This window comes from Bacteroidota bacterium, from assembly GCA_041658205.1.
Classification (GTDB): domain Bacteria; phylum Bacteroidota; class Ignavibacteria; order UBA10030; family UBA8401; genus UBA8401.
The window spans coordinates 390,463-415,929 of sequence record JBBAAO010000003.1 but is presented as its reverse complement, the minus strand read 5'-3'; the positions used below and the strand labels follow the sequence as shown (position 1 = coordinate 415,929).

Annotated in this window: 33 protein-coding genes and 1 pseudogene; 18 read left to right on the top strand and 16 right to left on the bottom strand. The window is 41.3% G+C overall.

Going from position 1 to position 25,467, the window contains the following annotated elements; translation table 11 throughout:
* Window positions 1-13 precede the first annotated feature (13 nt).
* Window positions 14-442 (top strand): SRPBCC domain-containing protein, encoded by a 429-nt coding sequence (locus tag WDA22_16940; protein ID MFA5835167.1) that lies wholly within the window; start codon window positions 14-16, stop codon window positions 440-442.
* Window positions 443-659: 217 nt separating this feature from the next.
* The gene (locus WDA22_16935; GenBank protein MFA5835166.1) at window positions 660-1,514 is read left to right on the top strand and encodes a hypothetical protein; all 855 of its coding nucleotides are present in this window, start codon (window positions 660-662) and stop codon (window positions 1,512-1,514) included.
* 64 nt (window positions 1,515-1,578) lie between these two features.
* On the opposite strand, the gene WDA22_16930 is transcribed toward WDA22_16935, so the two are convergent.
* The 11 genes from WDA22_16930 to WDA22_16880 form a co-directional block, all read right to left on the bottom strand.
* Window positions 1,579-2,073, bottom strand: a complete 495-nt coding sequence (locus tag WDA22_16930) for an SRPBCC domain-containing protein (GenBank protein ID MFA5835165.1) — start codon at window positions 2,071-2,073, stop codon at window positions 1,579-1,581.
* 88 nt (window positions 2,074-2,161) lie between these two features.
* Window positions 2,162-2,731: a Crp/Fnr family transcriptional regulator gene (locus WDA22_16925; protein ID MFA5835164.1), complete on the bottom strand. Its 570-nt coding sequence runs from the start codon at window positions 2,729-2,731 to the stop codon at window positions 2,162-2,164.
* Window positions 2,732-2,860: 129 nt separating this feature from the next.
* Window positions 2,861-3,208, bottom strand: coding sequence for a hypothetical protein (locus WDA22_16920; GenBank protein ID MFA5835163.1), 348 nt, complete (start codon window positions 3,206-3,208; stop codon window positions 2,861-2,863).
* 93 nt (window positions 3,209-3,301) lie between these two features.
* Window positions 3,302-3,658, bottom strand: a complete 357-nt coding sequence (locus tag WDA22_16915; protein MFA5835162.1) for a dimethylsulfonioproprionate lyase family protein — start codon at window positions 3,656-3,658, stop codon at window positions 3,302-3,304.
* An 8-nt stretch (window positions 3,659-3,666) separates the two neighbouring features.
* Entirely contained in the window at window positions 3,667-4,434 is a 768-nt protein-coding gene (locus WDA22_16910; GenBank protein ID MFA5835161.1) for a DJ-1/PfpI family protein, read from the bottom strand.
* Between the two features lie 81 nt (window positions 4,435-4,515).
* Window positions 4,516-5,307 carry a helix-turn-helix transcriptional regulator gene (locus tag WDA22_16905; protein ID MFA5835160.1) on the bottom strand — a complete coding sequence of 264 codons (792 nt, stop codon included), beginning with the start codon at window positions 5,305-5,307 and terminating at the stop codon, window positions 4,516-4,518.
* A gap of 52 nt (window positions 5,308-5,359) precedes the next feature.
* Entirely contained in the window at window positions 5,360-5,698 is a 339-nt protein-coding gene (locus tag WDA22_16900) for an NIPSNAP family protein (protein MFA5835159.1), read from the bottom strand.
* Window positions 5,699-5,834: 136 nt separating this feature from the next.
* Window positions 5,835-6,197, bottom strand: coding sequence for a hypothetical protein (locus WDA22_16895; protein MFA5835158.1), 363 nt, complete (start codon window positions 6,195-6,197; stop codon window positions 5,835-5,837).
* Between the two features lie 722 nt (window positions 6,198-6,919).
* Window positions 6,920-8,311, bottom strand: a complete 1,392-nt coding sequence (locus WDA22_16890) for a hypothetical protein (protein MFA5835157.1) — start codon at window positions 8,309-8,311, stop codon at window positions 6,920-6,922.
* 96 nt (window positions 8,312-8,407) lie between these two features.
* Window positions 8,408-9,328, bottom strand: a complete 921-nt coding sequence (locus tag WDA22_16885) for an abortive infection family protein (GenBank protein MFA5835156.1) — start codon at window positions 9,326-9,328, stop codon at window positions 8,408-8,410.
* Window positions 9,325-10,116, bottom strand: a complete 792-nt coding sequence (locus tag WDA22_16880) for a hypothetical protein (GenBank protein ID MFA5835155.1) — start codon at window positions 10,114-10,116, stop codon at window positions 9,325-9,327. Before WDA22_16880 ends, WDA22_16885 begins: the two co-directional genes overlap by 4 nt.
* Window positions 10,117-10,218: 102 nt before the next feature.
* On the opposite strand from WDA22_16880, the gene WDA22_16875 reads away from it, so the two are divergent.
* The 16 genes and pseudogenes from WDA22_16875 (at window position 10,219) to WDA22_16800 (ending at window position 20,589) form a co-directional block, all read left to right on the top strand.
* Entirely contained in the window at window positions 10,219-11,487 is a 1,269-nt protein-coding gene (locus WDA22_16875; protein MFA5835154.1) for an RNA polymerase sigma factor, read from the top strand.
* A gap of 291 nt (window positions 11,488-11,778) precedes the next feature.
* Window positions 11,779-12,365 (top strand): annotated as a pseudogene (locus WDA22_16870) (dihydrofolate reductase family protein).
* 21 nt (window positions 12,366-12,386) lie between these two features.
* Window positions 12,387-12,821, top strand: coding sequence for a YciI family protein (locus WDA22_16865; GenBank protein ID MFA5835153.1), 435 nt, complete (start codon window positions 12,387-12,389; stop codon window positions 12,819-12,821).
* Between the two features lie 5 nt (window positions 12,822-12,826).
* Window positions 12,827-13,207: a DUF1801 domain-containing protein gene (locus WDA22_16860; GenBank protein ID MFA5835152.1), complete on the top strand. Its 381-nt coding sequence runs from the start codon at window positions 12,827-12,829 to the stop codon at window positions 13,205-13,207.
* Between the two features lie 21 nt (window positions 13,208-13,228).
* On the top strand, window positions 13,229-13,618 hold the full coding sequence (locus WDA22_16855) for a YciI family protein (GenBank protein ID MFA5835151.1): 390 nt from the start codon (window positions 13,229-13,231) through the stop codon (window positions 13,616-13,618).
* Window positions 13,615-13,998 (top strand): YciI family protein, encoded by a 384-nt coding sequence (locus WDA22_16850; GenBank protein ID MFA5835150.1) that lies wholly within the window; start codon window positions 13,615-13,617, stop codon window positions 13,996-13,998. The genes WDA22_16855 and WDA22_16850 overlap by 4 nt, the downstream gene beginning before the upstream one ends.
* A gap of 47 nt (window positions 13,999-14,045) precedes the next feature.
* Entirely contained in the window at window positions 14,046-14,441 is a 396-nt protein-coding gene (locus WDA22_16845; protein MFA5835149.1) for a YciI family protein, read from the top strand.
* Between the two features lie 13 nt (window positions 14,442-14,454).
* Window positions 14,455-15,018, top strand: coding sequence for a dihydrofolate reductase family protein (locus tag WDA22_16840; protein ID MFA5835148.1), 564 nt, complete (start codon window positions 14,455-14,457; stop codon window positions 15,016-15,018).
* Complete coding sequence (locus tag WDA22_16835; GenBank protein ID MFA5835147.1) at window positions 15,018-15,578, top strand: dihydrofolate reductase family protein; 561 nt, start codon at window positions 15,018-15,020, stop codon at window positions 15,576-15,578. The genes WDA22_16840 and WDA22_16835 overlap by 1 nt, the downstream gene beginning before the upstream one ends.
* A gap of 32 nt (window positions 15,579-15,610) precedes the next feature.
* Window positions 15,611-15,973 carry a DUF1428 domain-containing protein gene (locus WDA22_16830; GenBank protein ID MFA5835146.1) on the top strand — a complete coding sequence of 121 codons (363 nt, stop codon included), beginning with the start codon at window positions 15,611-15,613 and terminating at the stop codon, window positions 15,971-15,973.
* Window positions 15,974-15,990: 17 nt separating this feature from the next.
* Entirely contained in the window at window positions 15,991-16,893 is a 903-nt protein-coding gene (locus WDA22_16825; protein MFA5835145.1) for an alpha/beta hydrolase, read from the top strand.
* A 36-nt stretch (window positions 16,894-16,929) separates the two neighbouring features.
* Window positions 16,930-17,358: an SRPBCC family protein gene (locus tag WDA22_16820; GenBank protein MFA5835144.1), complete on the top strand. Its 429-nt coding sequence runs from the start codon at window positions 16,930-16,932 to the stop codon at window positions 17,356-17,358.
* A 35-nt stretch (window positions 17,359-17,393) separates the two neighbouring features.
* Complete coding sequence (locus tag WDA22_16815) at window positions 17,394-18,179, top strand: alpha/beta hydrolase (protein MFA5835143.1); 786 nt, start codon at window positions 17,394-17,396, stop codon at window positions 18,177-18,179.
* A 30-nt stretch (window positions 18,180-18,209) separates the two neighbouring features.
* Window positions 18,210-18,743 carry an SRPBCC family protein gene (locus tag WDA22_16810; GenBank protein ID MFA5835142.1) on the top strand — a complete coding sequence of 178 codons (534 nt, stop codon included), beginning with the start codon at window positions 18,210-18,212 and terminating at the stop codon, window positions 18,741-18,743.
* A gap of 41 nt (window positions 18,744-18,784) precedes the next feature.
* The gene (locus WDA22_16805) at window positions 18,785-19,012 is read left to right on the top strand and encodes a DUF4287 domain-containing protein (protein MFA5835141.1); all 228 of its coding nucleotides are present in this window, start codon (window positions 18,785-18,787) and stop codon (window positions 19,010-19,012) included.
* Between the two features lie 239 nt (window positions 19,013-19,251).
* A complete protein-coding gene (locus tag WDA22_16800) occupies window positions 19,252-20,589 on the top strand; it encodes an FAD-binding oxidoreductase (GenBank protein MFA5835140.1) in 1,338 nt (445 codons plus the stop codon).
* Here WDA22_16800 and WDA22_16795 read toward each other — a convergent pair.
* The 5 genes from WDA22_16795 to mgrA form a co-directional block, all read right to left on the bottom strand.
* Entirely contained in the window at window positions 20,586-21,125 is a 540-nt protein-coding gene (locus WDA22_16795; GenBank protein ID MFA5835139.1) for a DUF4199 domain-containing protein, read from the bottom strand. The two genes, WDA22_16800 and WDA22_16795, sit on opposite strands and share 4 nt — an antisense overlap.
* A 125-nt stretch (window positions 21,126-21,250) precedes the next feature.
* Window positions 21,251-21,673, bottom strand: a complete 423-nt coding sequence (locus WDA22_16790; GenBank protein ID MFA5835138.1) for a LuxR C-terminal-related transcriptional regulator — start codon at window positions 21,671-21,673, stop codon at window positions 21,251-21,253.
* A 929-nt stretch (window positions 21,674-22,602) separates the two neighbouring features.
* Window positions 22,603-23,049 (bottom strand): response regulator, encoded by a 447-nt coding sequence (locus tag WDA22_16785; GenBank protein ID MFA5835137.1) that lies wholly within the window; start codon window positions 23,047-23,049, stop codon window positions 22,603-22,605.
* Between the two features lie 45 nt (window positions 23,050-23,094).
* Window positions 23,095-24,273: a PAS domain S-box protein gene (locus WDA22_16780; protein MFA5835136.1), complete on the bottom strand. Its 1,179-nt coding sequence runs from the start codon at window positions 24,271-24,273 to the stop codon at window positions 23,095-23,097.
* A gap of 101 nt (window positions 24,274-24,374) precedes the next feature.
* Window positions 24,375-25,364: an L-glyceraldehyde 3-phosphate reductase gene (gene mgrA / locus WDA22_16775; GenBank protein MFA5835135.1), complete on the bottom strand. Its 990-nt coding sequence runs from the start codon at window positions 25,362-25,364 to the stop codon at window positions 24,375-24,377.
* Window positions 25,365-25,467: the final 103 nt, after the last annotated feature.

Genomic DNA, 25,467 nt, shown 5'->3' with positions numbered 1-25,467 from the left:
TGTTAGGGAAATTATGAACAACGAACCTTTTATTATCGAACGGACGTATAACGCACCAGCCGAAAAAGTGTGGAAAGCGATCACTGACAAGCGCGAAATGAAACAATGGTACTTTGATCTTGTGGAATTCAAAGCCGAAGTAGGTTTTGAATTTCACTTCACCGGTGGGCCGTCACCGGAAAGACAATATGTACATCTCTGCAAAATCACCGAAGTGATTCCCGGTAAGAAGTTAACACATACCTGGCGGTACGACGGATATAAAGGAAATTCACTTGTGACATTTGAATTGTTTGCCGAAGGAAGCAAGACCAGATTGAAACTGACTCACGCAGGCTTGGAAACATTCCCGAATGAAAATCCGGATTTTGCAAAACACAATTTTGCCGAAGGATGGACAGATATTATCGGCAGATCATTAAAAGAATATGTGGAAAAGTAATTAGAAGGCGTCTCAAAAATGTCAAATCATTGTCATTGCGAGACGTTTTTTTGTCGAAGCAATCTTGTTTTTACCTTAAGTTTTGGAGATTGCTTCGGTCGCTGTGCTCCCTCGCAATGACCATCCGTTTTTGAAATGGCATCTAAGCAGTATAAATTTTTTTAGAAACCAATTTTATTATAAACTCATCAATGACTAAATTATAAGTGAGAAATTTATGAAAACATTCCTGAAATATGTCCTCTTGTTTTTTATTTTTTTCACTCTTGTTGTTTTGCCCGTTGTTTTTATTCCGGTGACTCTCACAGTAGAGAACCAAAGTGATTACAACGCGCACATGATAGTTCTTTTTTTACTGATACAATTTTCCACTATCATCTATTTGATCAAACGCCTTAACCTGTGGGGAGGAAAACTTTTCTTTAGTACGGTAATCATTTTCTGGGGTCTCCAGACGTTTATGACACAAGTGGAGACATGGTATTTTAGAGATGCGATGCCTGCAATTACTAATTCAGAATTACTGAATTTATTTCTGCGCCCATTGATTACAGCGATCACGTTTGTGCCGCTGGCAATGTGGATATTGGGTAAGTGGAAACAGAATGTCGAACGTTCCGCACCTCAAACTCAATTAAACCGATCAACCCTACAGTGGAAAGATGTATTATGGCTTTCTGCCACTTACGTGATAATTTATTTTGTGTTCGGTTTTTTCGTTGCATGGCAATTTGAAGCTGTCCGGTTATTCTATTCGGGTAGCACAGAAAACGCAGGGTTTATTGGACAAATACAGCAAACGCTGCAGACAAAGAGTTTTATTTTTCCCTTTCAGTTCTTCCGTGGATTTTTATGGATCATGATAGGATTTCCAATAGTGATGTATTTAAAAGGAAGTAAAAAAGAAAAAATTCTGGCGTGCGTTATTTTGTATTCGCTTCCGGCAATACAACTGATCGTCGATAATCCATTTATGCCGCAGCCAGTAAGACTAGCTCATTTACTGGAAGTTTCCACATCAAACGGATTGTTTGGATTATTGATCGGATACGTTTCAACAAGAAAGGTGTGAGAGGAAGCTATCTCAAAAAAGAATTTTATTCACCATCGGGTTAAATATCCGAACGCTAACGTCGTCACTCCAATCGTTCAATTTTTTCCGCTAATTCTTTCAGTTTTTCGTTCATCAGTTTGAAGCCGTTGACTGTGTTAACATCCAGCTTTGTGCTGAAAAATGGAACAAGTATTCCCCCGAAATCTTCGCTCTGCTTAAACGTGGTTGTCCCGTTTCCGTTATCAATAAGTTCGAATGTATGTTCGCCGTCGAAAAGTCCCGTAAACCAGAAATGACCGAGCCAGCGCAGTTCTTTGTTTGGTTCAAACGCAAGAATGGTTGGTGAAAACGTCATCTCCGATGATTCGGGCGGCGCAAGCAATATTGTTATTTCTTTTCCCACAGCCACTTCGCCGGTGACCGATCTGATGAACGGATTCCATTCCGCATAGCGGTTAAAGTCTGTAAGAATTGCCCACACTTTTTCCGGCGGCGCCTGAATGAGAATTTCTGTTCGTATTTCTTTTGCCGATACAACGGTGCTTATGAATGTGAAGAACAGTGCAGCTATTTTCATGATTGATTCCTTTGTGTGTTGTGAAGAATTTTTTACACATCAAAGATATTCACGAAACAGCACGTTCCTCTTGATATTTATCAAGAAATCATGGCAGGCTCTTTTTCCGTATTCTACTGAAAGTTTCGGGAGTCATCCCGAGCATGGAAGCGATATACTGCAGCGGCACTTGCGTAAAGAGTTCTTTGTTGTGTTCGAAGAAGAACTCGTACCGTTCTTCGGCGGACATGGAGAGATGGCTAAAGACGCGATCTTCCAAAATGGTAAAGCAGCGTGCAATAAACAGTTTTTCAATCTTATGCCACTGCGGAAGTATTTTTTCGATGGAGGAATATTCTTTTTTGTTGATTGTGTAGAGCTGAACATCGGTCAGAGCTTGAATTGTCCACCGCGCGGGGGTTTCAAAAATGAAGCTCGAAAGGTCGGTCACAAAATATCCTTTGGTGGAGATCCACTGCGTTACTTCTTTTTCTTCCGTTGTTGCATAGATCCGTAACAGACCTGAACGGATAAAACTTAATTGATCGGACTGTCTGCCTGCTTTTAAAAAATAATCGCCTTTCTTGATAGAGGTCTCTTTGAATAGCGATTCTATCTTTTCCAGATCGTTCTGTTTTAACGGAAAATACGAATGTAAATATTGTTCTAACTCTGTCATTGGTGTTTATTCCTATTGGATTTATTACCCAACTGCTTGTATTGTCATTCCGGCGTACGCCGGAATCCACAAGATGGATGCCAGCGTACGCTGGCATGACAAATGCTCCGCAGCTTCCTCCGAAGATATTTATTTTTTCTCTTCACGAAAATACTCCGACACTTTCGGGCGGAAGAGAACATAAAAAGTAATTACAAGCAGTACGCTGTGCATTGTCCCGCTGGAGAACGTGTGAAAGAAACTCAAGTACACATGATACACAATCCATACGAGAAGCAGCCAGCGCGCCCAGTTTGCGCCGCGGAGCGTAAACGCTCCGCCGATGATTGCCAGAAGACGGACGAAGAGACTCAACAGCAATTCGCCGGCAAACGGATCATGAATATTGAACTCGGTGGAATGATACGCAATGCCGGTAATGCCCGCGGCAATGTAGAACCAGCTGATGATGGAAATAGAGAGAGGGTGATTAATCATAGAATACGTTCTAAAAACAATTTAAGCATAAGAAAAAAATGATAGTCTTCTATAGTTTAATTTATCAAAGCCTCTTAATATTTAACCATCGATCTATTTCAAAATCTCTACTTCTTCCGGAATAAAAAATAACAATACACATCCCTTTTCACTCGTTACGGAGTGCTTAAAGCCGGGGGGAGTGTACAAATAATCACCTGCGGAGAGTATTTCATTTTCAAAAATCGCATCTCCTTCCAACACAAACACCTCTTCGCCTCCCGGATGATTATGGTACGGATATCGTGCGCCAGGTTCAAATTTTAAAAGAATGGTCGGTGCTCTTTTGGTCTGTTGATCGCGCCGGAGCACTTTTACAAAAATACCTTTTGTGTCCACTCCTTCTTCAATCAGCGAAATCCAATCGGCCGTACCGGTTTTTGTGATATAATTTTGAATGTTCGATTCCACATATCCTCCTATCTCAATTTGTTGATGAGTAATTGTTCTTCTACATATTTTCTGTGGCTGTGATTTGTCATTTGTTCCAATAGATCCAGGGAGGCGATATAGCTGACAAGATTCCCGTTCGACGAGATGATCTTTCCGTCCTGCATCACAGAGACAACAGCGTCATCCATTACCAATAATTTTGGGTACTCTTTCTGTAGTTTATCAGAGCCGGAGCAATAGGTGACGATTTTTTTATCGTCAGCCACACCAGATTCTCCCAGCGTAAATGCGCCGGCGCAATGGCTTGCAATATATTCAGTGGTATTATTTTGTTGTTTGATAAAGTCAATGAGCGGTTTGTCCTGAATCTGTTTTTCGGGTTCATTAGAACTTGGCACAACCAAAACAGTAAGTTTTGTTACATTATGTATTGTAACGTCGGGCAATACATTCAGCCCTTCTTCGCTTTGATATATTTTTTCTTCTTTGGAGACCAGGAGAACATTAAATAATTTTTTCCCCAAAGAATCCATTTTTGTAAATACATCCATCGGTGCAACAGCCTCGTTGGTCAGGAATCCGTCAAAAATCAGAATGCCGATTGTTGGCAGCGATGGATCGATAGTTTTTTTCATAAGTGTTATTCCTTTTGTTTGAAAATATAGGAATGAAGCGATGCCGACCGCGAGAAGTAACATTACCGAAAATGTTCTTTTGGTTTGAGAATAGAGGAACGAGGTAAATCCGGCTGCTAAATGAAAAATTATTGAAACTGGTTTTTGTGTCATACTCATACCGCCTTCTTATTGTGACGATACAATGTAGAAGAGCGTACGGTACTAAACCATAGACAATCTTGGGGAAAACATAGAAGATTATAAATTGTACGTCTGCTGGTAGGTCTTTGGGGATTGGCCGGTATGTTTCTTAAAGAAATTTGAAAAGTAGAACGGATCGTTGAATCCCAATGTAAATGCAGTTTCTTTTACCGGAAGTTTTTGATACCGAAGCGAACGTTTTGCTTCGGAAACGATCAATCCATAGATGACATTTTGAGCGGTCTTGCCGGTATGAAGTTTTGCATGTTCATTCAGTTTTGCTTCGGTTGTATGAAGCAAACGGGCGTGATGCTTTACCGAATAATTGTTCTTAAAATTAGCGCGGACTGATTCTAAAAATTTTAGAAATAACGCATCCGGTTTGTAGATTTCATCTCCCCGTTCAACCTTTGTCCGATTAATTTCTATCAATATCAGTTTAATGCGCGAATGGATGGAGATACGGTATTGGTAGGGCTGAAGAAGCAATTCATCATGGATGAGTGCAAACTGTTTTTCAAGAAGTGCATAATTGGGAACGGAAATGATTTCATTCAGATCGAAGTGACAAAATAAGCCGTTATGAAAGATCAGTTCCAGATCGTTATCATCCTTGCAGAAAAAATCAAGAGTGAATTCAAGAATCACTCCCTGCGCCGTCGTTGATTTCTTAAAATAATGCACTTGTCCCGATGTGATGGTGAGGACTTGATGTTGTTTGAGTGTTAACTCTTTATCGTCAACAATAACCGTTGCAGTTCCCCGTGAACACCAGATGAGCACATATTTCATCAGACGCTTTGGCGTTGTTGCGTTCGGATACTCTGCAAAGGTGAAAAGATTGATCATGATCGCATGTATATTTTTTTAAAATTGTTTCGTAAAGATACACAGTCCAAAATCAAGCATCAATTGTACGAAGCGCATCAATAACCGAAGTTTCCATTTCGATGACAATGGAGGTATCGCTTTCAATTAATGAAATGATCGCTTCTCGTGGACCCTGCCGCCAGTCAGCGCTGCCATAAAAAGAATCCTGACTGGATTGGCGATGTTCTAAACTCTCATATGTCCTGATCAAGTAATATGAACTGTCATCGTGGGGTGATGGTCCGAAATCAACCACATCAACATTCCATTGTTTCATTAATGGAAAAGAGACTTGAGAAACAAGCCGATGGAATTCTTCCCGGCTGTTTGGTTTCAGATTATACGCTCGAATTTCTACTATTCTTGTCATGTTTTTTCCAAATATTTTTATCTGTTGTGCGAGAATTTAATGCCGAAGTACGGCATCCCGTACAACGGGACTCTCGCACTAAATCCTCTCCGACAGCCTGCCTGACGGCAGGCAGGTTAAACTGTCGGAGACCATATTACCAGGTTCCATTTTGTTTTGCAATAGCAATTAATTTTTGCCCCTGTTCTGTCATTAGTCCTTCGTGTATCATCTTTTGTATTCGCTCTTTGTTCGGTGTACTCCAATTGCTCTTGGGTTTACGGGGTGAAAATCGTTGATAGAAACTTTCAACATTTCGTTTATTTGCTTTGCTGTCGATCCATCCGAAACAAAGTGCTTCTTCAATGGCTTCGTTAAAGGTAATACATTTGGTGTTGCTTTTTTTATGATACAGAATTAAGCAGACTTCTTTATTCGATTGGCTGTTCTTTTCCAACCACGTTCGCCATTGCACTCTTGTTTTGGCGTAAAAAGTTTTTATACCGTTATTTGTTTCCATTGTGAAGCCTCAGATTAATACATTTGTTCCCATCAATATAGTATCCCCGAGTGACAACCCTATGTCAGCAGGAAAATTCCATGAAGTACTCTTTCTGCGGTAGATTTTTATTGCTGATGTGATTGGTGATGGTGGAGGAGGGAAATTTATTTTGATCACTTACTTTATGGTAATTCGCAAGTCGCGAATCGCGAATTGGTTAAACGTAACGGATTTACAGGCGTTTTGAGAGGTTTGCGTGGTATGCAATGACGATGATGCCGGCAGCGATGTAGAACCAGCTGATGATGGCGATGGTGAGAGGGGACGTTTGGTCATACTATGTTGAATTGATAAGAAAGACACTAGAAATTTAATTAATATTATTTTGTCATAGCTGTCCAAAATAAAACCCTTATTGACAAAATTTTATCGAAACAAGTGGATTTATGGAAGATATTTTATGTTAAGAAAAGTAAGCCCTCCCCTACATTTCTTAAAGTGTTGGATGAGATGTGGGAGGGAGCGAAATTTAGGAGGATTGAGCGAATGGGAAAGCGATGAATGAAGGGACTTTTGATGGCGTTTTTTGCCATCAACGGGCAAGTGCGAACGGGATTCATCGCGCGCGTTAAATTTCGCAAGGGGTTCTTTTGCTTCTTTTCTTGCCCCGTCAAGAAAAGAAGGAATAAGTTTTTCTCTTTTATGATTTATTTTGGACAAGTATGTTATTTTGTAGCTAATTAAATTTGCTTCATTTGTTCAATCAACGAAGTAGGATGTGCCCAATTGAAAAGCATTTCATAGATAGTTCCATCTCCCAATATTTCAACACCTTCATCTCGCACAAGTTTTATATATCTTCCATTGAATTCTACAAGACTTTTTGCGACACTTCTTGATCGAAAATGATTTGTTTCTCTTTTTGTCGTGAATTCAGCTTTCAATCCATTTTTATTGCAAAGAGCGATAAAACTCTCGGGGTTAAAATAAAGTTTGAGCATCTTCTTACCCAACAATAAATCCATAAGATGTTTTTCTGGAAGAGTGCGGAGAATAACTGGCTCCAATACTATTGATTTAAATCCTTCCACCCAATTTACAAGTGTGATACTATTTAGAATTTCTGGTAGGTCAGCTGGGTAAGTTGTCCCAAAAAGTGTTGCTGGGTTAAAAAAACAATTGTAGACATATAAGCGAACATCAAATTCACCAAGCTTTAGAATATTTTCATCTTTTCGGTTGAGAACGCCAACCACAAGGCACTCGTCTATTGTATCAACAGCGAATTCTCTTTGCTCGGACTTTTCTAATAATTCGGTTATCTTGTCAGAAAAATGAATACTCTCTATGTTATTGTCTAAAATTACTAACGGTGGTTCACTTGTAACCGGGTTTTCGTAAACTCCGGGTTTAGCATTTATTAATTTTCGACTTCTATCAAGCATCAACATTTGTTTAAAAAATCTATCCATTTGTTTAATGCCCTTTTTCCCATATGCATCAAAAAACTTAAAGTATAAATCAGATGTTTTAGAATTAATTGTTTCAAGCATATCCTCGTTTACTTTACCCGATTTTGCTTCTATAAATTTGATATGACGAACATTTTCGCTTTCAGAGTAATTTATCTGTAGGATATCACAAATGGGAGAAAACGAACAAAAGTCCAAGGGGATAGCAATTTTATTTATATCTTTGTTTTCTTCATTAATATATTGTAATACAGACTCAATATTTTGATTAGACAAATCTCCATATTTCGGTCCCTTGAATACTTTTCTTACATTGCTTCGGTCCATTTCTAAATGAAGCCAAACAAAAGTATTAAATGTTAATTCTAAAATATGTTTCCAGAAATGCAACTTAAGTGTTTTTGTATCTGGGGAACGAGAATTAATGTTTGGAATTTCCGAAAGTAAGTTCTCTAACTCTAGTATCCGATCTATTAGGATTTTTAACGCTAGTTTATGAGCACTGAAAACCTCTCTTTGAAAACCTGGAAATTCCGACTCTATTTTTTCTTGAGTAGAGTATTTAGGGATATCTGTAACAGCATGCGTAAAAAGCCTCCTGCATTCAAGAAGCTCGTTATGGATTTGATTCTCGCTCGATAAGTAATCAGTAATAGTCACATTTAATCATGTTAAATTTTGTTACAGTTTATTTGCGCAAGACAATCTAAATTTCAATCAAGCGTTGTTAAAAATTCACACTGTTAATATTGCGTGTTATGTTTCAATTAGTTCTGCGGTCTCACCATTTGTAGATAAATACAATATTACAATTTCGGAAACTACCCCAACGAGTAATTTTGCATATTTTATTTCTAATCCTTTAAAATCTGCATCCTTTCCATGTCCGGTTCCATACCCATTTCTGAGTTCAGTAACACCATGTACTATTGAGCTAATTCCACCAAGAATTTGTTTTATTGCTTTTTCTGCTTTTTCGGGATCGGCTGCTTCTTTTGGCGTAAAGTCAAGAGTTAAAGTTGTTGTTTTTAATAGTTGAGGTAATGTCCAATAAGGATCAATAGCAATCCCCTTTTGCCTTAAAATTGATTTACAGGTGGTTTCTAAAAGCTCTTTTGCTGTTCCTATCGCAAGATCAGTATCTTTGTGAATAGCATCATTCATCGTGTTGATTTTACTACTAACATAAACCGTATTCAAATATTTTTTGATCTCCGCTTTTTTTGTAACTAAATTTGCTTGCCCAATTATTTTTTGTCTCCCACCAAAGATTGGTTTTCCTGAAATTTCATCTGTTTGTGAAATCTCAAATCCATCGTTGTTTAGGTGTTTGTTAAATATTTCCAATAGTTTAGTGACATCATCTTGATTTGTTCTAACGAGTGGGTGAAGGGTTGCCGATAGAAACTTTAAATATGTATCATCATCACAACGGAGTAAATTTATTCTTGGGTCAGTATAAATCCAATTATCGTCCCAGTCAGCATTGTTTACCATATGTTGATAAATGTCATCGTAAGCATTCTTATAGCGGTAATCTCTTGACGGTAAACCCTTCAAGTCAAAAAGACGGGCCAAAAATTCTGGCTCTGTTTTATTGCCGTAATACCATAATTTCGCAATTGACATTTCATCAGCGATATGTTGTCGAGTAACATCTGTAATTTTAGTCTTCATTCTAACATCATGGCAGTGTTATTTTTTATTTCATTTGCAAGGTCAGGTCTTTTTGTTTTTATAATGTTGCTAAAAATATTTTGAATAAATGGCGCAACGAAATATTGAGCACCTTCCTCTGGTATCAGCCCAAGCTCCATACTATCCCTATAATCACTTGACATCATATAATGGTCGTGTAGATAAAAAACATAAGAAAAATGTTGAATAAAAATATTCTCAAGATCTTTTGAAAAAGCATCTAATGATTTCAACCTATCTTGAAGATAAATTTCATTGTCATTTGAGAGTAAGTTATGATAGTAGTTATAATGAGTATGGTCATTACAACGATCTCTAATATTTTTGTATGTATTATCTTTTTGAAGCAAAATCGTAATAGCCTGCAACTTTTGAGAGCTTTTAATATAATTTGACATTATTCGATACTCAGGTAATTTATCGGTTCCTTTTCGCCAATTGTCAATTTGAGAAACAATGAAATTATTAATGTTAAAGTGGTCTTCTAAATAAAGATTAGAATAGATATTAATAATTGTAGAGTCGTAGTATTTTCTTAACAAAGCATACGAATCATTTATTCGCCCCTTTAATAAAACATCATTAATAGATTCAAGAGTACCCTGCATCGAGGAATAGACATAAGTATCGATATTTATTACAGCTTTTGTCCCCTGTGAAAGCCAGCTCATTATTGAAAATGACAAACTGCGATAAAATTCCGCATACTCGGATAGCTGTCCGAATACTGTATGTTCTCGATATTCTTTTCTTAAACTTTCATTCATTTTTGTAAGAAGATACCCAACTTGTATTCAACTATCAATCTTGCCTTTTCCCTCCACTTACAGTATTATGCATAAACCAATCAAGAGAAAACGCTCTGGTTTATGGAAATTTCCACAGAACTTACCCACAAAACTCTCGACACAGTCTACACGACCGAATCGCGCCGCATTCTTGCTACACTGATTCGTCTGCTCGGAGATTTTGATGTTGCCGAAGATGCCATGCACGATGCGTTTGCGGCGGCGGCGGAGAAGTGGCCAGTAGAAGGAATTCCTGAAAATCCAAGAGCGTGGCTTGTTTCAACGGGACGATTCAAAGCGATCGACAGCATGCGTCGGCGCGAAAAATTTCTTCCCGATCAGCAGGATGGTGATCTATCACGTGAACGATTGAGCGAACAGCTCGAAGCGCATCCGTTTGATATCGCCGCGCAGATTGACAAAGGAATCGCCGATGATGAACTGCGGCTGATCTTCATCTGCTGTCATCCTGCATTATCTCCCGACGCACGCATTGCGTTGACGCTTCGCGAAGTGTGCGACCTGACCACCGAAGAAATTGCGCATGCATTTCTTACCACACCTACAACACTTGCGCAGCGGATTGTCCGCGCGAAAGCAAAAATCCGCGATGCGCGCATTCCGTATCAAGTGCCAAGCGCATCGGAATTACCGGACCGGCTGGATGCTGTTCTTCATGTGATCTATTTAGTTTTTAACGAAGGATACTCTGCATCATCGGGAGAAACATTAACGCGCGCCGATCTTTCCGGCGAAGCAATTCGTCTCGGGCGCTTGCTGATGCAGTTACTTCCCGAACCGGAAGTCAGCGGACTTCTTGCGCTGATGCTTTTGCAGGAATCACGACGCACCGCACGCACTTCTTCTGCAGGTGACCTTATTTTATTAGAAGATCAAGACCGTTCGTTGTGGAATCAGGAATTGATCGGTGAAGGAATCAAACTTGTTGAACAGACACTTTCCTCCCGCCGCTTTGGACCGTACACAATTCAAGCGGCAATTGCGGCGGTACATTCCGAGTCAAAAACCGCGGCGGAAACAGATTGGAAACAGATTGTCGGCTTGTATGATTTTCTGCTTCGGGTAGAACCATCGCCGGTGATCGAGTTGAATCGCGCGGTTGCCGTGGCGATGCGTGACGGTTTCCATGCAGGATTGAATATCATCGATGCAATTCTTGAACGAGGCGATCTTATTGATTATCAATTTGCACATTCTGCACGGGCGGAGCTCTGCCGCCGTCTGGGAAAAAATGAGGACGCCAAAATTTCCTACGAGCGCGCCCTTACACTCGCACAGCAGGAACCCGAGCGAAGATTTTTAGAGGGGCAGATGAAGAAACTGGGTTAAAAACTCAATAAAGAATTATTACCGCAGAGAACGCAAAGATCGCGGAGAAGTTTTGTACTGTCTTCATTATAATTTCTGCGTTCTCAGCGAACTCTGCGGTGTACATATTCACGAAACAATCAGTGAATTTGTAGCAAAAAAAATCATCATCCGTTGTCGATTTTTAGTTTCCTCAATCGACTATATAATGTCAGCAGGAGGAAGATGCGCCAAACAACTGGCGCACAAGTGTATCTTGGGCGCAAATAAATATTTTCGAGACCGCTTATAGTAATTACAGGAGCAACAACCATGAGAAAAATAATCGTTTTATCATTTATTACCTTAGATGGAGTAATGCAAGCACCCGGTGGACCAGAGGAAGATCCAATAGGCGGTTTCAAATATGGCGGTTGGAGTGCGCCTTATTTTGACGATGTTGTTAATAAGGTCATGGAAAAACAGATGAAACCAGCAGACCTTCTTTTGGGGAGAAAACATTTGAGATTTTTGAGTCCTACTGGCCTAACCATGCAGACTTTTGGCCCGGCATCAATGATGTCACAAAGTACGTCATGTCCAAGACCGTAAAAAAGTCAGATTGGAAAAACTCAGTTTTCATTAAAAGCTTGGCAGATATTAAAAAGCTCAAAAATTCTAAAGGTTCCGACATTCAAGTTCACGGCAGTGGTGAGCTTATTCAACTGCTACTGAAGAATGATTTAGTGGACGAACTTTGGCTCAAAATTCACCCGCTGACTCTTGGTAAAGGGAAAAAATTGTTTGACAATGGAGCAATTCCGGCAGCCCTTACATTAACGGAGAGTTTGGTTTCGCCAACAGGAGTGATTATTGCAAATTACACGCGGGCTGGAAAAGTCAAGACAGGTTCATTTTAAACACTATAAGGAGATATTACTATGAGATTTATGATGTTTATGATTCCCGCCGTTTATCAAGGGGGAAAAGGAAAAAGAGTCGGTGCAGATTTTACTCCTCCCGCTGATGCAGTGGAAGCGATGATGAAATACAACGAAGAACTGGCAAAAGCCGGTCACTTGATTGCTCTTGACGGACTTCATCCCGTTGAAAAAGGTGCGCGCGTTTCATTCCCTAAAGGGAAACCGACCGTTACCGACGGACCGTTCATCGAATCGAAGGAAGTGTTCGGCGGGTATTGGATGGTTGATTTTAAATCCAAAGAAGAAGCGGTTGAGTGGGCAAAGCGTGTTCCGGCAGCAGATGGTGACACCATAGAGATCCGTCAGGTGTTTGAAGTAAATGAATGGCCAGAAGATGCGCGGAATGCCGCAGACAGTCCTACGGTAACAGCCGCGGTGGAAAAACATAGATAAAAAATATGCAAACCAGTAAAACAAAAAACATCGACGACTACATCGCACACTTTCCCAACAGCACTCAAAAGCTTTTAAAAGAAATGAGAGCTGCAATTAAAAAAGCAGCTCCGGAAACCGAAGAGACGATCAAATACGGCATTCCGACATTTATTACGCTGAACGGCAACCTGGTGCATTTCGGCGGATACGAACATCATATCGGATTTTATCCGGCACCGCGGGCGATTGAAGCATTCAAAAAGGAGCTGTCAAAGTATGAAGGTGGAAAGGGGACGATACAATTTCCCATAGACAAACCGCTTCCTATTGCACTGATAAAAAAAATTGTACGGTTCAGAGTGAAGGAACAGTTAGAAAAAGCGAAAGCGAAAAAGAAAAAGTAGTGTGATCATAGGAGAAAAATAATGAAATACATTTGCCTTGCGTACGAAGAAGAAGCAACGCTGAATGGGCTGACCAAAAGTGAATGGGAGTCGCTTCGAAAAGAAACGCTTGCGTATGTTGAAGAATTGCGCAACAGAGGAGTATTGATCTCCACGGAGCCGCTGCAAAGCATACACATGGCGGCAACTGTGCGTGTACGTAGCGGAAAACTTTCCGTTACCGATGGTCCTTTTGCCGAAACAAAAGAAACGCTCGGGGGATTCTTTCTCATCAATGCGAAAGATTTAAACGAGGCAATTCACATTGCTTCACAGTGGCCTTCGGCTCGGATTGGAAGTATTGAAGTGCGGCCTATTGAACACGAACTACGAGAAGAGGGACGGTACGAAGCGATAGGAGAACAGGGATGAAATTTTTATGTTTGGGTTATTTAGATCGGGAAAAAATGAAAGACCTTCCTCAATCTGAAATTGATGCTATTATGCGGGAATGCCGCCCCTATTCAGAAAAGCTGTACAACACCGGGCAGGTGATTGTTGATACCGGCCTCGAAGCTGTCGGTAAAAGTGTGCGGCGCGTGAATGGTACAGTAACGATCACCGACGGTCCCTTCACAGAAACCAAGGAAATAATCGGCGGCGCATTCCTGATAGAAGCGAACGATATGGACGAAGCCATCCGAATTGCTTCGTTGCATCCGGCAGTTCAAATGACCGCGGGAGAACAATTTGGCTGGGGAATCGAGGTTCGTCCTCTTCACACATTTGAAAGTCCTGAATTAAAAGTATAGTTTTCTTTTTCAATTTGATAAAAAATTCTTCACAAAAGGAACATAGTATGAAATACATTTGTCTCGGTTACTTAGATGAGAATTTATTCAATTCATTTTCAGAACAGCAACAAAAAGATTTTATCGATCAATGCATGAGGTATGACAAAGAACTGCGTAAGAATCGCAACTTTGTCGGTGGTGAAGCGCTGCAAAGCATTAGAACAGCAACAACCATCAGATACAAAAACGGAAAACCTTTTATTACCGACGGACCGTTTGCAGAAACAAAGGAACAACTTGGCGGCATTATGATTCTTGAAGCGCGGGATCTGAACCACGCCATTCAATTAATGTCGAACCATCCGTCAACACGGCTGGGTGGAACATGGGAGATTCGTCCCGCGGATGAACAGATCAATGCGTTGTATCAGGAAGGGGAAAAATATTCCATAACTTCATGAAAGGAAACGATTAATGAGAAAAGTAGTGTTTGGAATCAATATAACACTGGATGGCGTGTGTGATTATACCAATGGAATTGCTGACGATGAACTGCACGAGTACTTCACCGGGCTCTTGCGAAGTGCAGACATCGATATCTTCGGGCGCAACACCTATCATTTGATGTACCCGTATTGGCACGACGTCGCGATGAATAAATCGGAATCGAAAGCTGTCAACGAATTTGCCAGCACGTATGATTCGATCCCGAAGATCGTCTTTTCAAAAACGTTAACGAGTGTGGAATGGAACAACACGACGCTTCTGCGTTCAAATCTTCAAGAAGAGATCATGAAATTGAAACAGCAGCCCGGAAAAAATATTTCCATCGGCAGCTTGAGCATTGCCGCATTTCTTACGCAACTCGGTCTGATCGATGAATATTATCTCTTGGTTCATCCGATAATTGCAGGAAAAGGTCCCCGCTTATTCGATGGAATCAATAATAAAATTAATCTTACACTCGTTGACACCAAAAAATTTGCGTCAGGTGTAGTTGTTCTTCATTACATAAAAAATAAAAAGGAGAATCAATAATGGGTAAGCTTGTAATGTGGAATTTGATGACACTGGACGGCTACTTTGAAGGAACAAAGAAATGGGACCTGGATTTTCACAACAAAGTGTGGGGCGATGAACTTGAACAGTTGTCCATTGAACAATTGAGGCAATGCAATTCTCTGGTGTTCGGACGGGTAACCTTTGAAGGGATGGCGGCATATTGGACAACCGCAACAGGCGAAGGTGAAGTTGCCGGTTTTATGAACAGCATTCCGAAAATCGTTTTCTCCAGGACTCTTACCAAAGCCGATTGGAACAATACGCGGTTAGTGAAAGATAATATTGCAGGAGAAATTGCAACGTTGAAACAATCAAAAAAAGATTCTTACATCTTCGGCAGCGCGGACCTTTCAGCGACACTAATGAAACTCGGATTGATTGACGAATACAGAATTTGCGTTGTACCGGTCGTTCTCGGCGGAGGAACCCCTCTCTTCAAACTAAATTCTGAACAATTGAAATTACAACTGCTCAGTACGCAAGTGCTAAAAAACGGCGGTGTTATACTTCGCTACGCAAGCAATACAAACAACTAATTCATACACAATAATTCATCAGGAGGAACATCATGGGTAAATATGTTGATGGTTTTGTCATTCCGATATCAAAAAAGAAACTTCCGGCGTACCGGAAAATGGCCCAAGTTGGCGCGAAGGTCTGGAAGAAACATGGCGCGCTGGAATATTTCGAATGCATCGGCGACGATCTTAATCCGGCACTTCCAGGAGTTAAATTTCCAAAAATGGCGAAGACAAAAAAAGGTGAAACGGTGATATTCTCATTCATCGTGTACAAATCGCGCAAGCACCGAGATAGCGTGAATGCCAAGGTGATGAACGATCCGATCATGAATCAACCGATGAATATGCCAATGCCGTTCGATATGAAGCGGATGGCGTTCGGAGGATTCAAAACAATTGTCGCGTTCTAAATTTCAAGGAACCGTGTATGTTCAAAAAAATTTTCACAACCATGCTTTTTGTTTTCACATCATCGTTCACACAGACATCATCACCGAAGGGAAATTATGCTTCCGTGAACGGCTTAAAGATGTACTATGAAATCCACCTGCCCGACGTTCAGGCGGGCGGAGATAATTCCGGTACGCCACCGCTCATATTGATCCACGGAGGGGGATCCACCATTACGACAACATTCGGAACAATTCTTCCTATGCTGGCAAAGCATCGAATCATTGTTGCCGTTGAATTGCAAGGTCATGGGCACACCAGCGATAGAAATTCACCTGAAAGTTTCGAACAGGATGCGGACGATGTCGCAACGCTTTTACAAACACTTGCCATTACACAAGCAGATTTTCTTGGATTCAGCAACGGAGGAAATACCGCAATTCAAATTGCCGTTCGACACTCTGAAATTGTACACAAACTTATTCTTGCTTCAACATTTTATAAAAGAGAAGGTTTGATCCCGGGATTCTTCGACGGAATGAAACAAGCATCCTTAGCCGTTATGCCTCAATTGTTAAAAGATGCATTTCTGCAAATAAATCCCGACACAAACAAACTGCTGGCAATGTTCAATAAAGACAAAGAGCGGATGTTACGATTTAAAGATTGGAGGGAGGAAACCATGAGTTCAATAAAAGCACCAACATTCATCATCAACGGCGACCGAGACGTCATCCTGGCCGATCACGCTTTAGCGATGTCAAAATTAATTTCAAATTCACGTTTGATGATTCTTCCTGCACAGCATGGTTCTTATATCGGCGTGGCAGAAAATCCAAATCCGGAAAAGCACATGATTGAATTGACTGTTCCAATGATCGAAGAATTTCTTGATGCGCCGATGCCTGTCGAAGACTCGACTCGTCGAGAAAAGAAATAGCGAATTTTATTATCAACATTTATTCTCGGTGAATATATGACAACAGCAAAGAAACAAATGATCACCATTGAAACAACGGTCAACGCGCCGATTGAAAAAGTGTGGAAAATGTGGAATGCGCCCGAAGATATTACGAAATGGGCTACAGGATCACCCGATTGGCACACACCGTACGCAGAAAACGATCTTCGTGTCGGCGGAAAATTCCTTTCTCGAATGTCCGCGAAAGATGGCAGCGCAAGTTTCGATTTTATCGGAACGTACGATGATGTGCAAACACACAAAACAATTACATACACAATGGAAGATGGCAGAACAGCGAAGATCATGTTTACGAATACAGGAAAAGCAGTAAAGATTGTAGAGACGTTCGAGGCAGAAACAGAGAATACGCCGGAATTGCAGCGGGCCGGATGGCAGACGATTTTAGATAATTTTAAGAAACATGTTGAAACAACAGCTTAATACATTCATTATTCCCAATTCAAAAATTAGAGACTATGAACACAGTCATTTCAAAGGACGGAACAACGATTGCCTACGACAAAATAGGAAATGGACAACCGATCATTCTTATTGACGGCGCGCTTTGTTACCGTTCATTCGGACCGATGGCGAAACTCGCTCCGCTGCTTGCAAAACATTTCATTGTTTATTGGTACGATCGCCGCGGACGCGGAGACAGCACGGATAAGAAACCATATTCTGTCGATCGTGAAGTTGAAGATATAGATGCGCTTATCAAAGAAGCAGGAGGTTCCGCATTTCTTCTTGGTCTTTCATCTGGCGCAGGTCTTGCGATTCGAGCAGCATCAAATGGACTCAATATTAAGAAGATGGCGTTGTACGAGCCGCCGTATGTATGGGATAAAAACAAAGGGAAACCTGCGGTTGATCATGAATCGGAGTTGAAAAAAATATTAGCCACCGGCAATCGCGGCAAAGCGGTGAAATATTTTATGGTGACAATGGTTGGAGCACCGGCGATTGCCGCATTCATCATGCAATTGATGCCGATGTGGAAAAAATTAAAAGCGGTCGCACATACACTGCCATATGATTCGGCGATCATGGGAAATTGGTCTGTGCCGGAGGAAAAAATATCTTCCATAACAATCCCTACGCTCATTGCTGGTGGTGGAAAAAGCCCCGCGACGTTGCGGAATCCGGTAGAATTGATCGCCAAACTTCTTCCGAATGGAACGCTCAAAATACTGGAAGGTCAAACGCACAATGTGAAAGCAGAGGTGCTCGCCGCAATCGTAATAGAATTCTTTACCAAATAATTAAACTATTAATAGCAAACGGAGGATATCATGAAAAAAATAATTGTTCGAACACTTGCGGCACTTGCCGCCATTGTTGCCGTTATTCTTATTGTTGCATCGACCAAGCCGGATACATTCCGCATTGAACGAACAACAAGCATAAAAGCATCGTCGGAAAAAATTTCAACACTTATCAGCAATTTCCACAAATGGAATTCATGGTCGCCGTTTGAAAAACTGGACCCGGCAATGAAAAGAACATTCAGCGGCTCCAACGAAGGACTCGGTGCTGTGTATGAGTGGGAAGGAAATTCCAATGCCGGTTCAGGCCGCATGGAAGTGCTGAATGTTTCTTCGTCAAAAATTACGATCAAACTGGATTTTTTTAAACCGTTTGAAGCGCATAACACAGCAGAATTTACGCTTGAACCTGATGGAGAATTCACAAAAGTAACCTGGGCAATGCATGGACCAAATCAATTTTTAGGAAAAGTTATGACCGTTTTTATGAGTATGGATGCAATGGTAGGTAAACAATTCGAGACCGGTCTTTCGAATTTAAAATCTGTTTCCGAAATGTAGCTGGTGAACGTATCAGCAGATCGAAAACTCAAAAAAAAACAATGTCGTTTCAAGCATATCTCGATAACATTAAAGCAAAAACAGGTAAAACACCTGACGATTTTAAAAATCTCGCAGCAAAAAATGGATTGTTAAAAGCTGGAACAAAAGCCGGACAAATTGTTGCGTGGCTGAAAAAAGATTTTGAACTCGGGCATGGACATGCAATGGCGATTTATGCAGTACTAAAATCGTCCATTCCAATTGAAAAAAAATCTTCAAAAAAATAATTGTTGATGTATCTTTTTGCACGATTCGGCGTAAAAATTACTTCGATTTTATTTTTCTATGAAATAAATAATTATGAACCATCTCAAAAATGAAATGTATTGTCATTCCGAACGAAGACCCAAAGGGTCGAGTGAGGAATCTCGTTTTATCAATCGAAGTTAAAACCGAGATTTCTCTCCCGCTAAAGCGGGATCGAAATGACAACGATTAGGTATTTTTGAAACCATTTCTACACACTATGGATCAAACAAACATAAAAATTTTTCACCGTGAATTTTCCGGCGAAATTATTTTACCCGATAATGCAGCATACGAAAAAGCCCGCGCAACATTTATTCACAAAGGTTCACCGGCGCTGGTTGTTCGTCCGAACAGCTCAGATGATGTGGCCGTCGCAATCCGTTTTGCGCAAAACAATTCGCTGCTTCTTTCCATTCGTAGCGGAGGGCATAATGGAGCAGGACTAGGAACGAACAACGGTGGATTAGTTATCGATCTTTCGGCGATGAACAACATCCGGCTTATTGATAGAGAGAAACATATTGTTCGTATTGAATCGGGTGCAATTTGGAAGAATGTAGCCCTGGCGCTGCAAGAGCATGGACTTGCGCTTTCGTCCGGTGATTCAACAACAGTTGGTGTCGGCGGATTGGCGCTCGGCGGCGGTATTGGGTGGATGGTGAGAAAATATGGATTGACAATTGACAGTCTGGTTGCGGCGGAAGTTGTAACGGCTGATGGCAGAGTATTGCGTGCAAGCGCGATTGAACATGCGGATCTCTTTTGGGCGATTCGAGGCGGCGGGGGAAACTTTGGCGTTGTTACCAATTTTGAATTTGCCGCCCATCCGGTCAATAAAGTGTATTCCGGAATGATCATTTACGCGCTTGAAAATGTTCCGGCGTTACTCAAAGGCTGGCGTGATTACATGCGGGTTGCAACAGAAGATCTCACCGTGATGTTTCTGTTGATGCCGTCATTCATGGGAAATCCTCCCTCGGCAATTGCATGGTGCTGCTATGCAGGGGACGATGAAGCATCGGCGATGAAGGCGATTGATCCGCTGCTTCAGATAGGGAACGTTGTTCAAAATTTAGTTACAAAGAAAAATTATGCCGACGTACTCGAAGATCCTCATCCGCCCGAAGGAATGAAGATTATTGTCAACAACGGCTTCACCGAAAAATTCAGTGATGAATTCATTCACACCGTTGCGAAGCATTACGGTAAGGATAATAGTCCGGTATTGCAGATACGAAGTGTTGGAGGCGCGATGAACCGCGTTACTCCGAATGCAACGGCGTTCGCTCATCGCAACAGTGAGGCATTGTTTATTTCGGCAACATTTTTGCCGCTGAATGCATCCGACAGCGATACGGAGAAAGCGATGATTCCGTGGAATTCAATCTTTCCGTTTACTTTCGGCGCGTATGTCAATTTTTTCAGCGAGGCGACCGAGAAAGAAGTTTCTATTGTGTATCCCAAAACAACATACGAACGCCTAGCAATGATCAAAAAGGTATACGATCCAAAAAATATTTTTAATCAGAATTACAATATCCCGCCGGCACGTTAAGCTGCCGGCAGTATTTCTTTTTTCCTCAGCACGCCCGCGCTGATCAATGAGATGACAAGTCCCACTGGGAAGATCTCTGCCAATGTCATGCCGTAGCGGATGAACGGATTTTTATACATCTCTTTCATGCTCTCCATCTCTTTTATCTTTGCGTCGATCTTCTCCTGTGCCGATCCTTCTTGTTTCATTTTAGCGATAAGTGAATCGGTGTATTTATTCATGAAGTTCTCTTTCACCCCCGGCATACCGTTATAATACACTTCCCATCCTGTTGCATAAAAGAACGATGCGATGGAAGCAATTGCTAATCCTACCTTAAGCCCTTTCCAAAAAGTGATTGTTCCATTGCCGTGCTTGTCACGGAACGATTTTATGCCAAAGAAGATCAGGGACAAGACGACGAGCATCGTTGCATAACCCAGCAATTCCGAATGTTCCTTTAGGATTCCCTGGTCTATCAGATAAAAAGTGATGACGAACATCAGGACCATCAACAGTCCGGACATAGTGCCGTAGAAGAGTACAATCTTACGCATGACAACCTCTTTTATAGTGTGATAAAAAAATGAAAATATTTAATACAACATACACGCAAGATACGGCGGGGAATCCCTTCACGCATCACCCAAAAGGGTGAAAAAGGGTTTTTCATCCTTTTTTCCTATCCAAGAATCCGCAGTTCTTGCGCCCGTTTAATTGCTTCGGTTCTGCGCCGTGCATTCAGTTTTAGAAAGAGACTGGAAGAATGCGATTTGATTGTGTGCGGGGAGAGGAAAAGTTTCTCCGCAATCTCGCGATTAGAAAGTCCATGCGCTATCAATACAAGTACTTCATGTTCTCGTTTGCTGATGCCGAGTGCTTCGAGCGTTGTCGCATCGGGATGGAAGTCCGGAGACTGCGGCAGGAGAGGACGATGTGTCAGTTTCCACCCGATCCAAATTCCGAGCGATGTAAACAGCAGTGCGATGAATCCGATATAAAACTCTTCAGAGAGATCGCGAATGATGAATTGGTATTCGATAAACTTTAGCACGAACAACAATGCCGCCATGGCGACACCATATAGTATGGTCGTTTTTCGCATGGGGGAAACTGCAAAAAGAGAAGGAAAAACGCAAGAAGGGAGATCGTGAAAAAGGGACAAAATACGATATGCGATTTTGCACAGAGCACGCAAAAAATTTTACAGAGGAATGGATCTGAGTCTGGAAAAGGTATCTTCTACAATAATTTGACAAGATAGTGATATAACAAATATCTTTCTAATCTTTATGCAAGATAGTATTATCGGATCGTACCTCAGACACTTCGCTTCGCTCAGTGTAACAAGGTGTTTTTTAAAACTCCGTATCCGTGATAATCTGTTTTTCTGTGTCATCCGTGTTCTATTGTTTGGGACGACCGAATCTGCAGGGAATCTGATTGTACTATAGGATCGTACTTCAGACACTTCGCTTCGCTCAGTGTAACAGGGTGTTTTTTTTAAAACTCTTTATCCGCGACAATCTGTTTTTCTGTGTCATCCGTGTTCTATTGTTTGGGATGACCGAATCTGCAGGGAATCTGATTGTACTATAGGATTGTACCTCAGACACTTCACTTCGCTCAGTGTAACAGAGTGTTTTTTTAAAACTCTTTATCCGCGACAATCTGTTTTTCTGTGTCATCCGTGTTCTATTGTTTGGGACGACCGAGTTTGCAATTGTCATAGTGTAAAGCGTGATTGAATACCAAACTGAAGTGTGACGCTTGTTATCATCTATGTATAATAAAAAAATCGTTCTCACACCCCCGAAGAACATGCTGGGAAGAGAGAACGATTGAAAGAAAATGAAAATATGTAACTACTCAGCGGTTGTGATTTTTTGCCACTAAAACACGGAAACACAAAATTTCACCAACCTTTTTGAGGTAATGGTTCAAATTCTTTTTACGGACTTTGGTGTTTTTGTGATTTGGTGGCATGTTTTTGAATTTTTATGTATTTCTGCTGAGTAGTTACGAAAATATATATTATTTCTTCTTCGGCTGCTGGTTGAGTACGAGCCAGTAATATCCGACACTCCGGATCGCTTCGGCGAATTTTTCAAAATCATCCGGCTTCACAACGTATCCATTTAATCCTAAATTATGACCTTCCACAATATCTTTTTGCTCACGGGAAGTTGTTAGCATCACCACTGGAATATCTTTTGTTCGTTCGTCAGAACGGATTTCTCTCAGAACATCCAATCCGCTTTTCTTTGGGAGCTTCAAGTCCAACAACACAACCTTTGGTGCATGCCCAATCGTTCGTGAAGCAAATTCGCCGCGGCAGAAGATGAAATCTATTGCGTCTTCTCCGGTCTTTACCCAGACAAAGTGTTCGGCAAGATTATGCATCTTTAAAGCTCTCATGGCAAGTTCTGCATGGTGAGGATTGTCCTCCACAAGCAGGATATTTACAGGTTGATCTGACATAGTAATTTCCTTTCAAAAATAATGAACTACAAATCCGGAGTATTATTATCCTACAGGCAGGACAAAATAAAACGTTGCCCCTTTTCCGACCTCACCTTCAGCCCAGACTTCCCCTTTGTGACGATGAATTGCTCGGCGAACAATTGAAAGCCCGATTCCCGTCCCTTCAAACTCCTCATCCGAATGTAAACGTGAGAAAACACCGAACAGTTTCCCCGCATCTTTCATATCAAATCCGGCACCGGAATCTTTCACAAAATAGACATTTCTGTTTTCTTCACTTCGCCCTCCCACGATGATCGTCCGTTCATCTTTCGCTAAAGTAAATTTAATCGCGTTGGAAAGCAAGTTGCTCCAGACCTGGCGCAATAACAACCTGTCCCCGCGGGCTTCCGGCATTTCCGGGATAGTGATTACAATCTTTTGCAGTGCTTCCGGAGAGGCGATATCGTTAAATGTCTCCAACGCTAACTCTTGCATATCAATCTGCGTCATTTCCAGCTCTTTTTTATTGGTCTTGGAAAGCATCAGCAGGGCAGAGATGAGGTTCTGCATTGTCTGGGTATTTGTGCGGATGATGGAGAGGAGCCGTTTCCCTTCATCATCCAGCTTCTCTCCAAGGTGCATCCCCAGGAATTGTGTAAATCCATTAATCGTCAGCAGAGGTGCGCGAAGGTCGTGTGAAACGGAGTAACTGAACGCTTCCAATTCTTTATTCGCGTTTTCCAGCTGCGCTGTCCGTTCCGCAACACGCTGTTCCAATTCCGCATTTAATTTCCTAACCTCTTCATCCGAACGCTTCATTGCCTCTTCTGCAATGACACGTTCCGTGATGTCGCGTGCGACGGCCTGAAATCCGAAAATCTGTCCGTTCTCCATCAATGGCTGAACATTTTGTCCCAGCCAAAATTGTTTTCCTTCTTTATTGATTGCGGGAAATTCAAGGTAGGAAGTGTACTGTCCGTTGAAAAACTGCGTTGCATAATACTGACGAGCTTTATTTCGAAAATCGGGATGGAAAAGTTCCAGGTAATGTTTTCCCATGAACTCTTCTTCGGTGTATCCAAAAATTCTCAAACTGACGGGATTAACATAAATGAATCGTCCTTCGCCATCTGTGCGATAGATGATGTCGGCAGCGTTTTCCACGAAACGGCGGTACTTCTCTTCGCTTTCGCGAAGTTTCTCGTACAATTCTTGCAGATCAGGCTGTTGTGGTTGCATGCGAAGAAGAGTGAAACGATAGTATGTCGTTGAATTATTCGAACAGAGGTACGCCGCTAAAAATATAGCGGCCCCATAATTTCTATTGTTAAATTTTGATGCTACTTCAAAATTCCTTCGATCTCTGCAAGGATGTTTGAATCAAATTCGGTATTAGAAAGACATTTTAAAGAATCCGCCAACTGCTCCGGTTTGCTTGCACCGATCAGGACGGAAGTAATCCGTTGATCTTTCAGAAGCCATGACAGTGCCATCTGAGCGAGTGACTGGTTTCTTTTTTTTGCTATCTCATTCAACTTACGGATCTTGTTGAGTTTGTCTTCTGTAATTTGTGCAGTCTTTAAGAACCCATGTGGTTTTCCAGCACGCGAATCGTTTGGAACGCCGTTCAAATATCGATTGGTGAGCAATCCTTGAGCGAGAGGAGAGAACGGAATACATCCAACACCGTTTTGATCAAGAATATCCATTAATCCTCCTTCAACCCATCGTTCAAACATGGAATATTTTGGTTGATGGATCAGGCAGAGAGTTCCCAATTGTTTTAAAATGGCGATTGCTTTTACAGCTTCCTCATTGCGATAATTGGAAATGCCGACATACAACGCTTTTCCCTGCCGGACGATTAGATCAAGAGCAGACATTGTTTCTTCCAATGGTGTTTCCGGATCAGGGCGGTGAGAATAAAAGATATCAACATATTCAAGTCCCATTCTTTGAAGACTCTGATCGAGACTGGATACAAGATATTTTTTTGAACCCCACTCGCCGTATGGACCTTCCCACATATAATATCCCGCTTTGGTAGAAATGATCATTTCATCCCGATGACCGAGCAGATCTTGTTTTAAAATCTTTCCGAAATTTTCTTCAGCAGAACCGGGGGGTGGTCCGTAATTATTTGCGAGATCGAAGTGAGTGATGCCGCTGTCGAATGCGAGATGGATAATGTTTCGGCAATTCTCGTAATCATCCACATGACCGAAATTGTGCCAGAGACCGAGTGAAATGGCAGGCAGTTTGATTCCGCTTTTGCCGCAGCGACGGTATTGCATTGATTTGTAACGGTCAGAAGAAGGAAGATAGGGCATAGTTTCTCGTAATAAGTTGTGCCGGAAGTGTACTGAATATTTGTTCTGATAACAATATACTTGTGCAATTCAGATGAAGAGAACACGGATGACACAGAAAAAT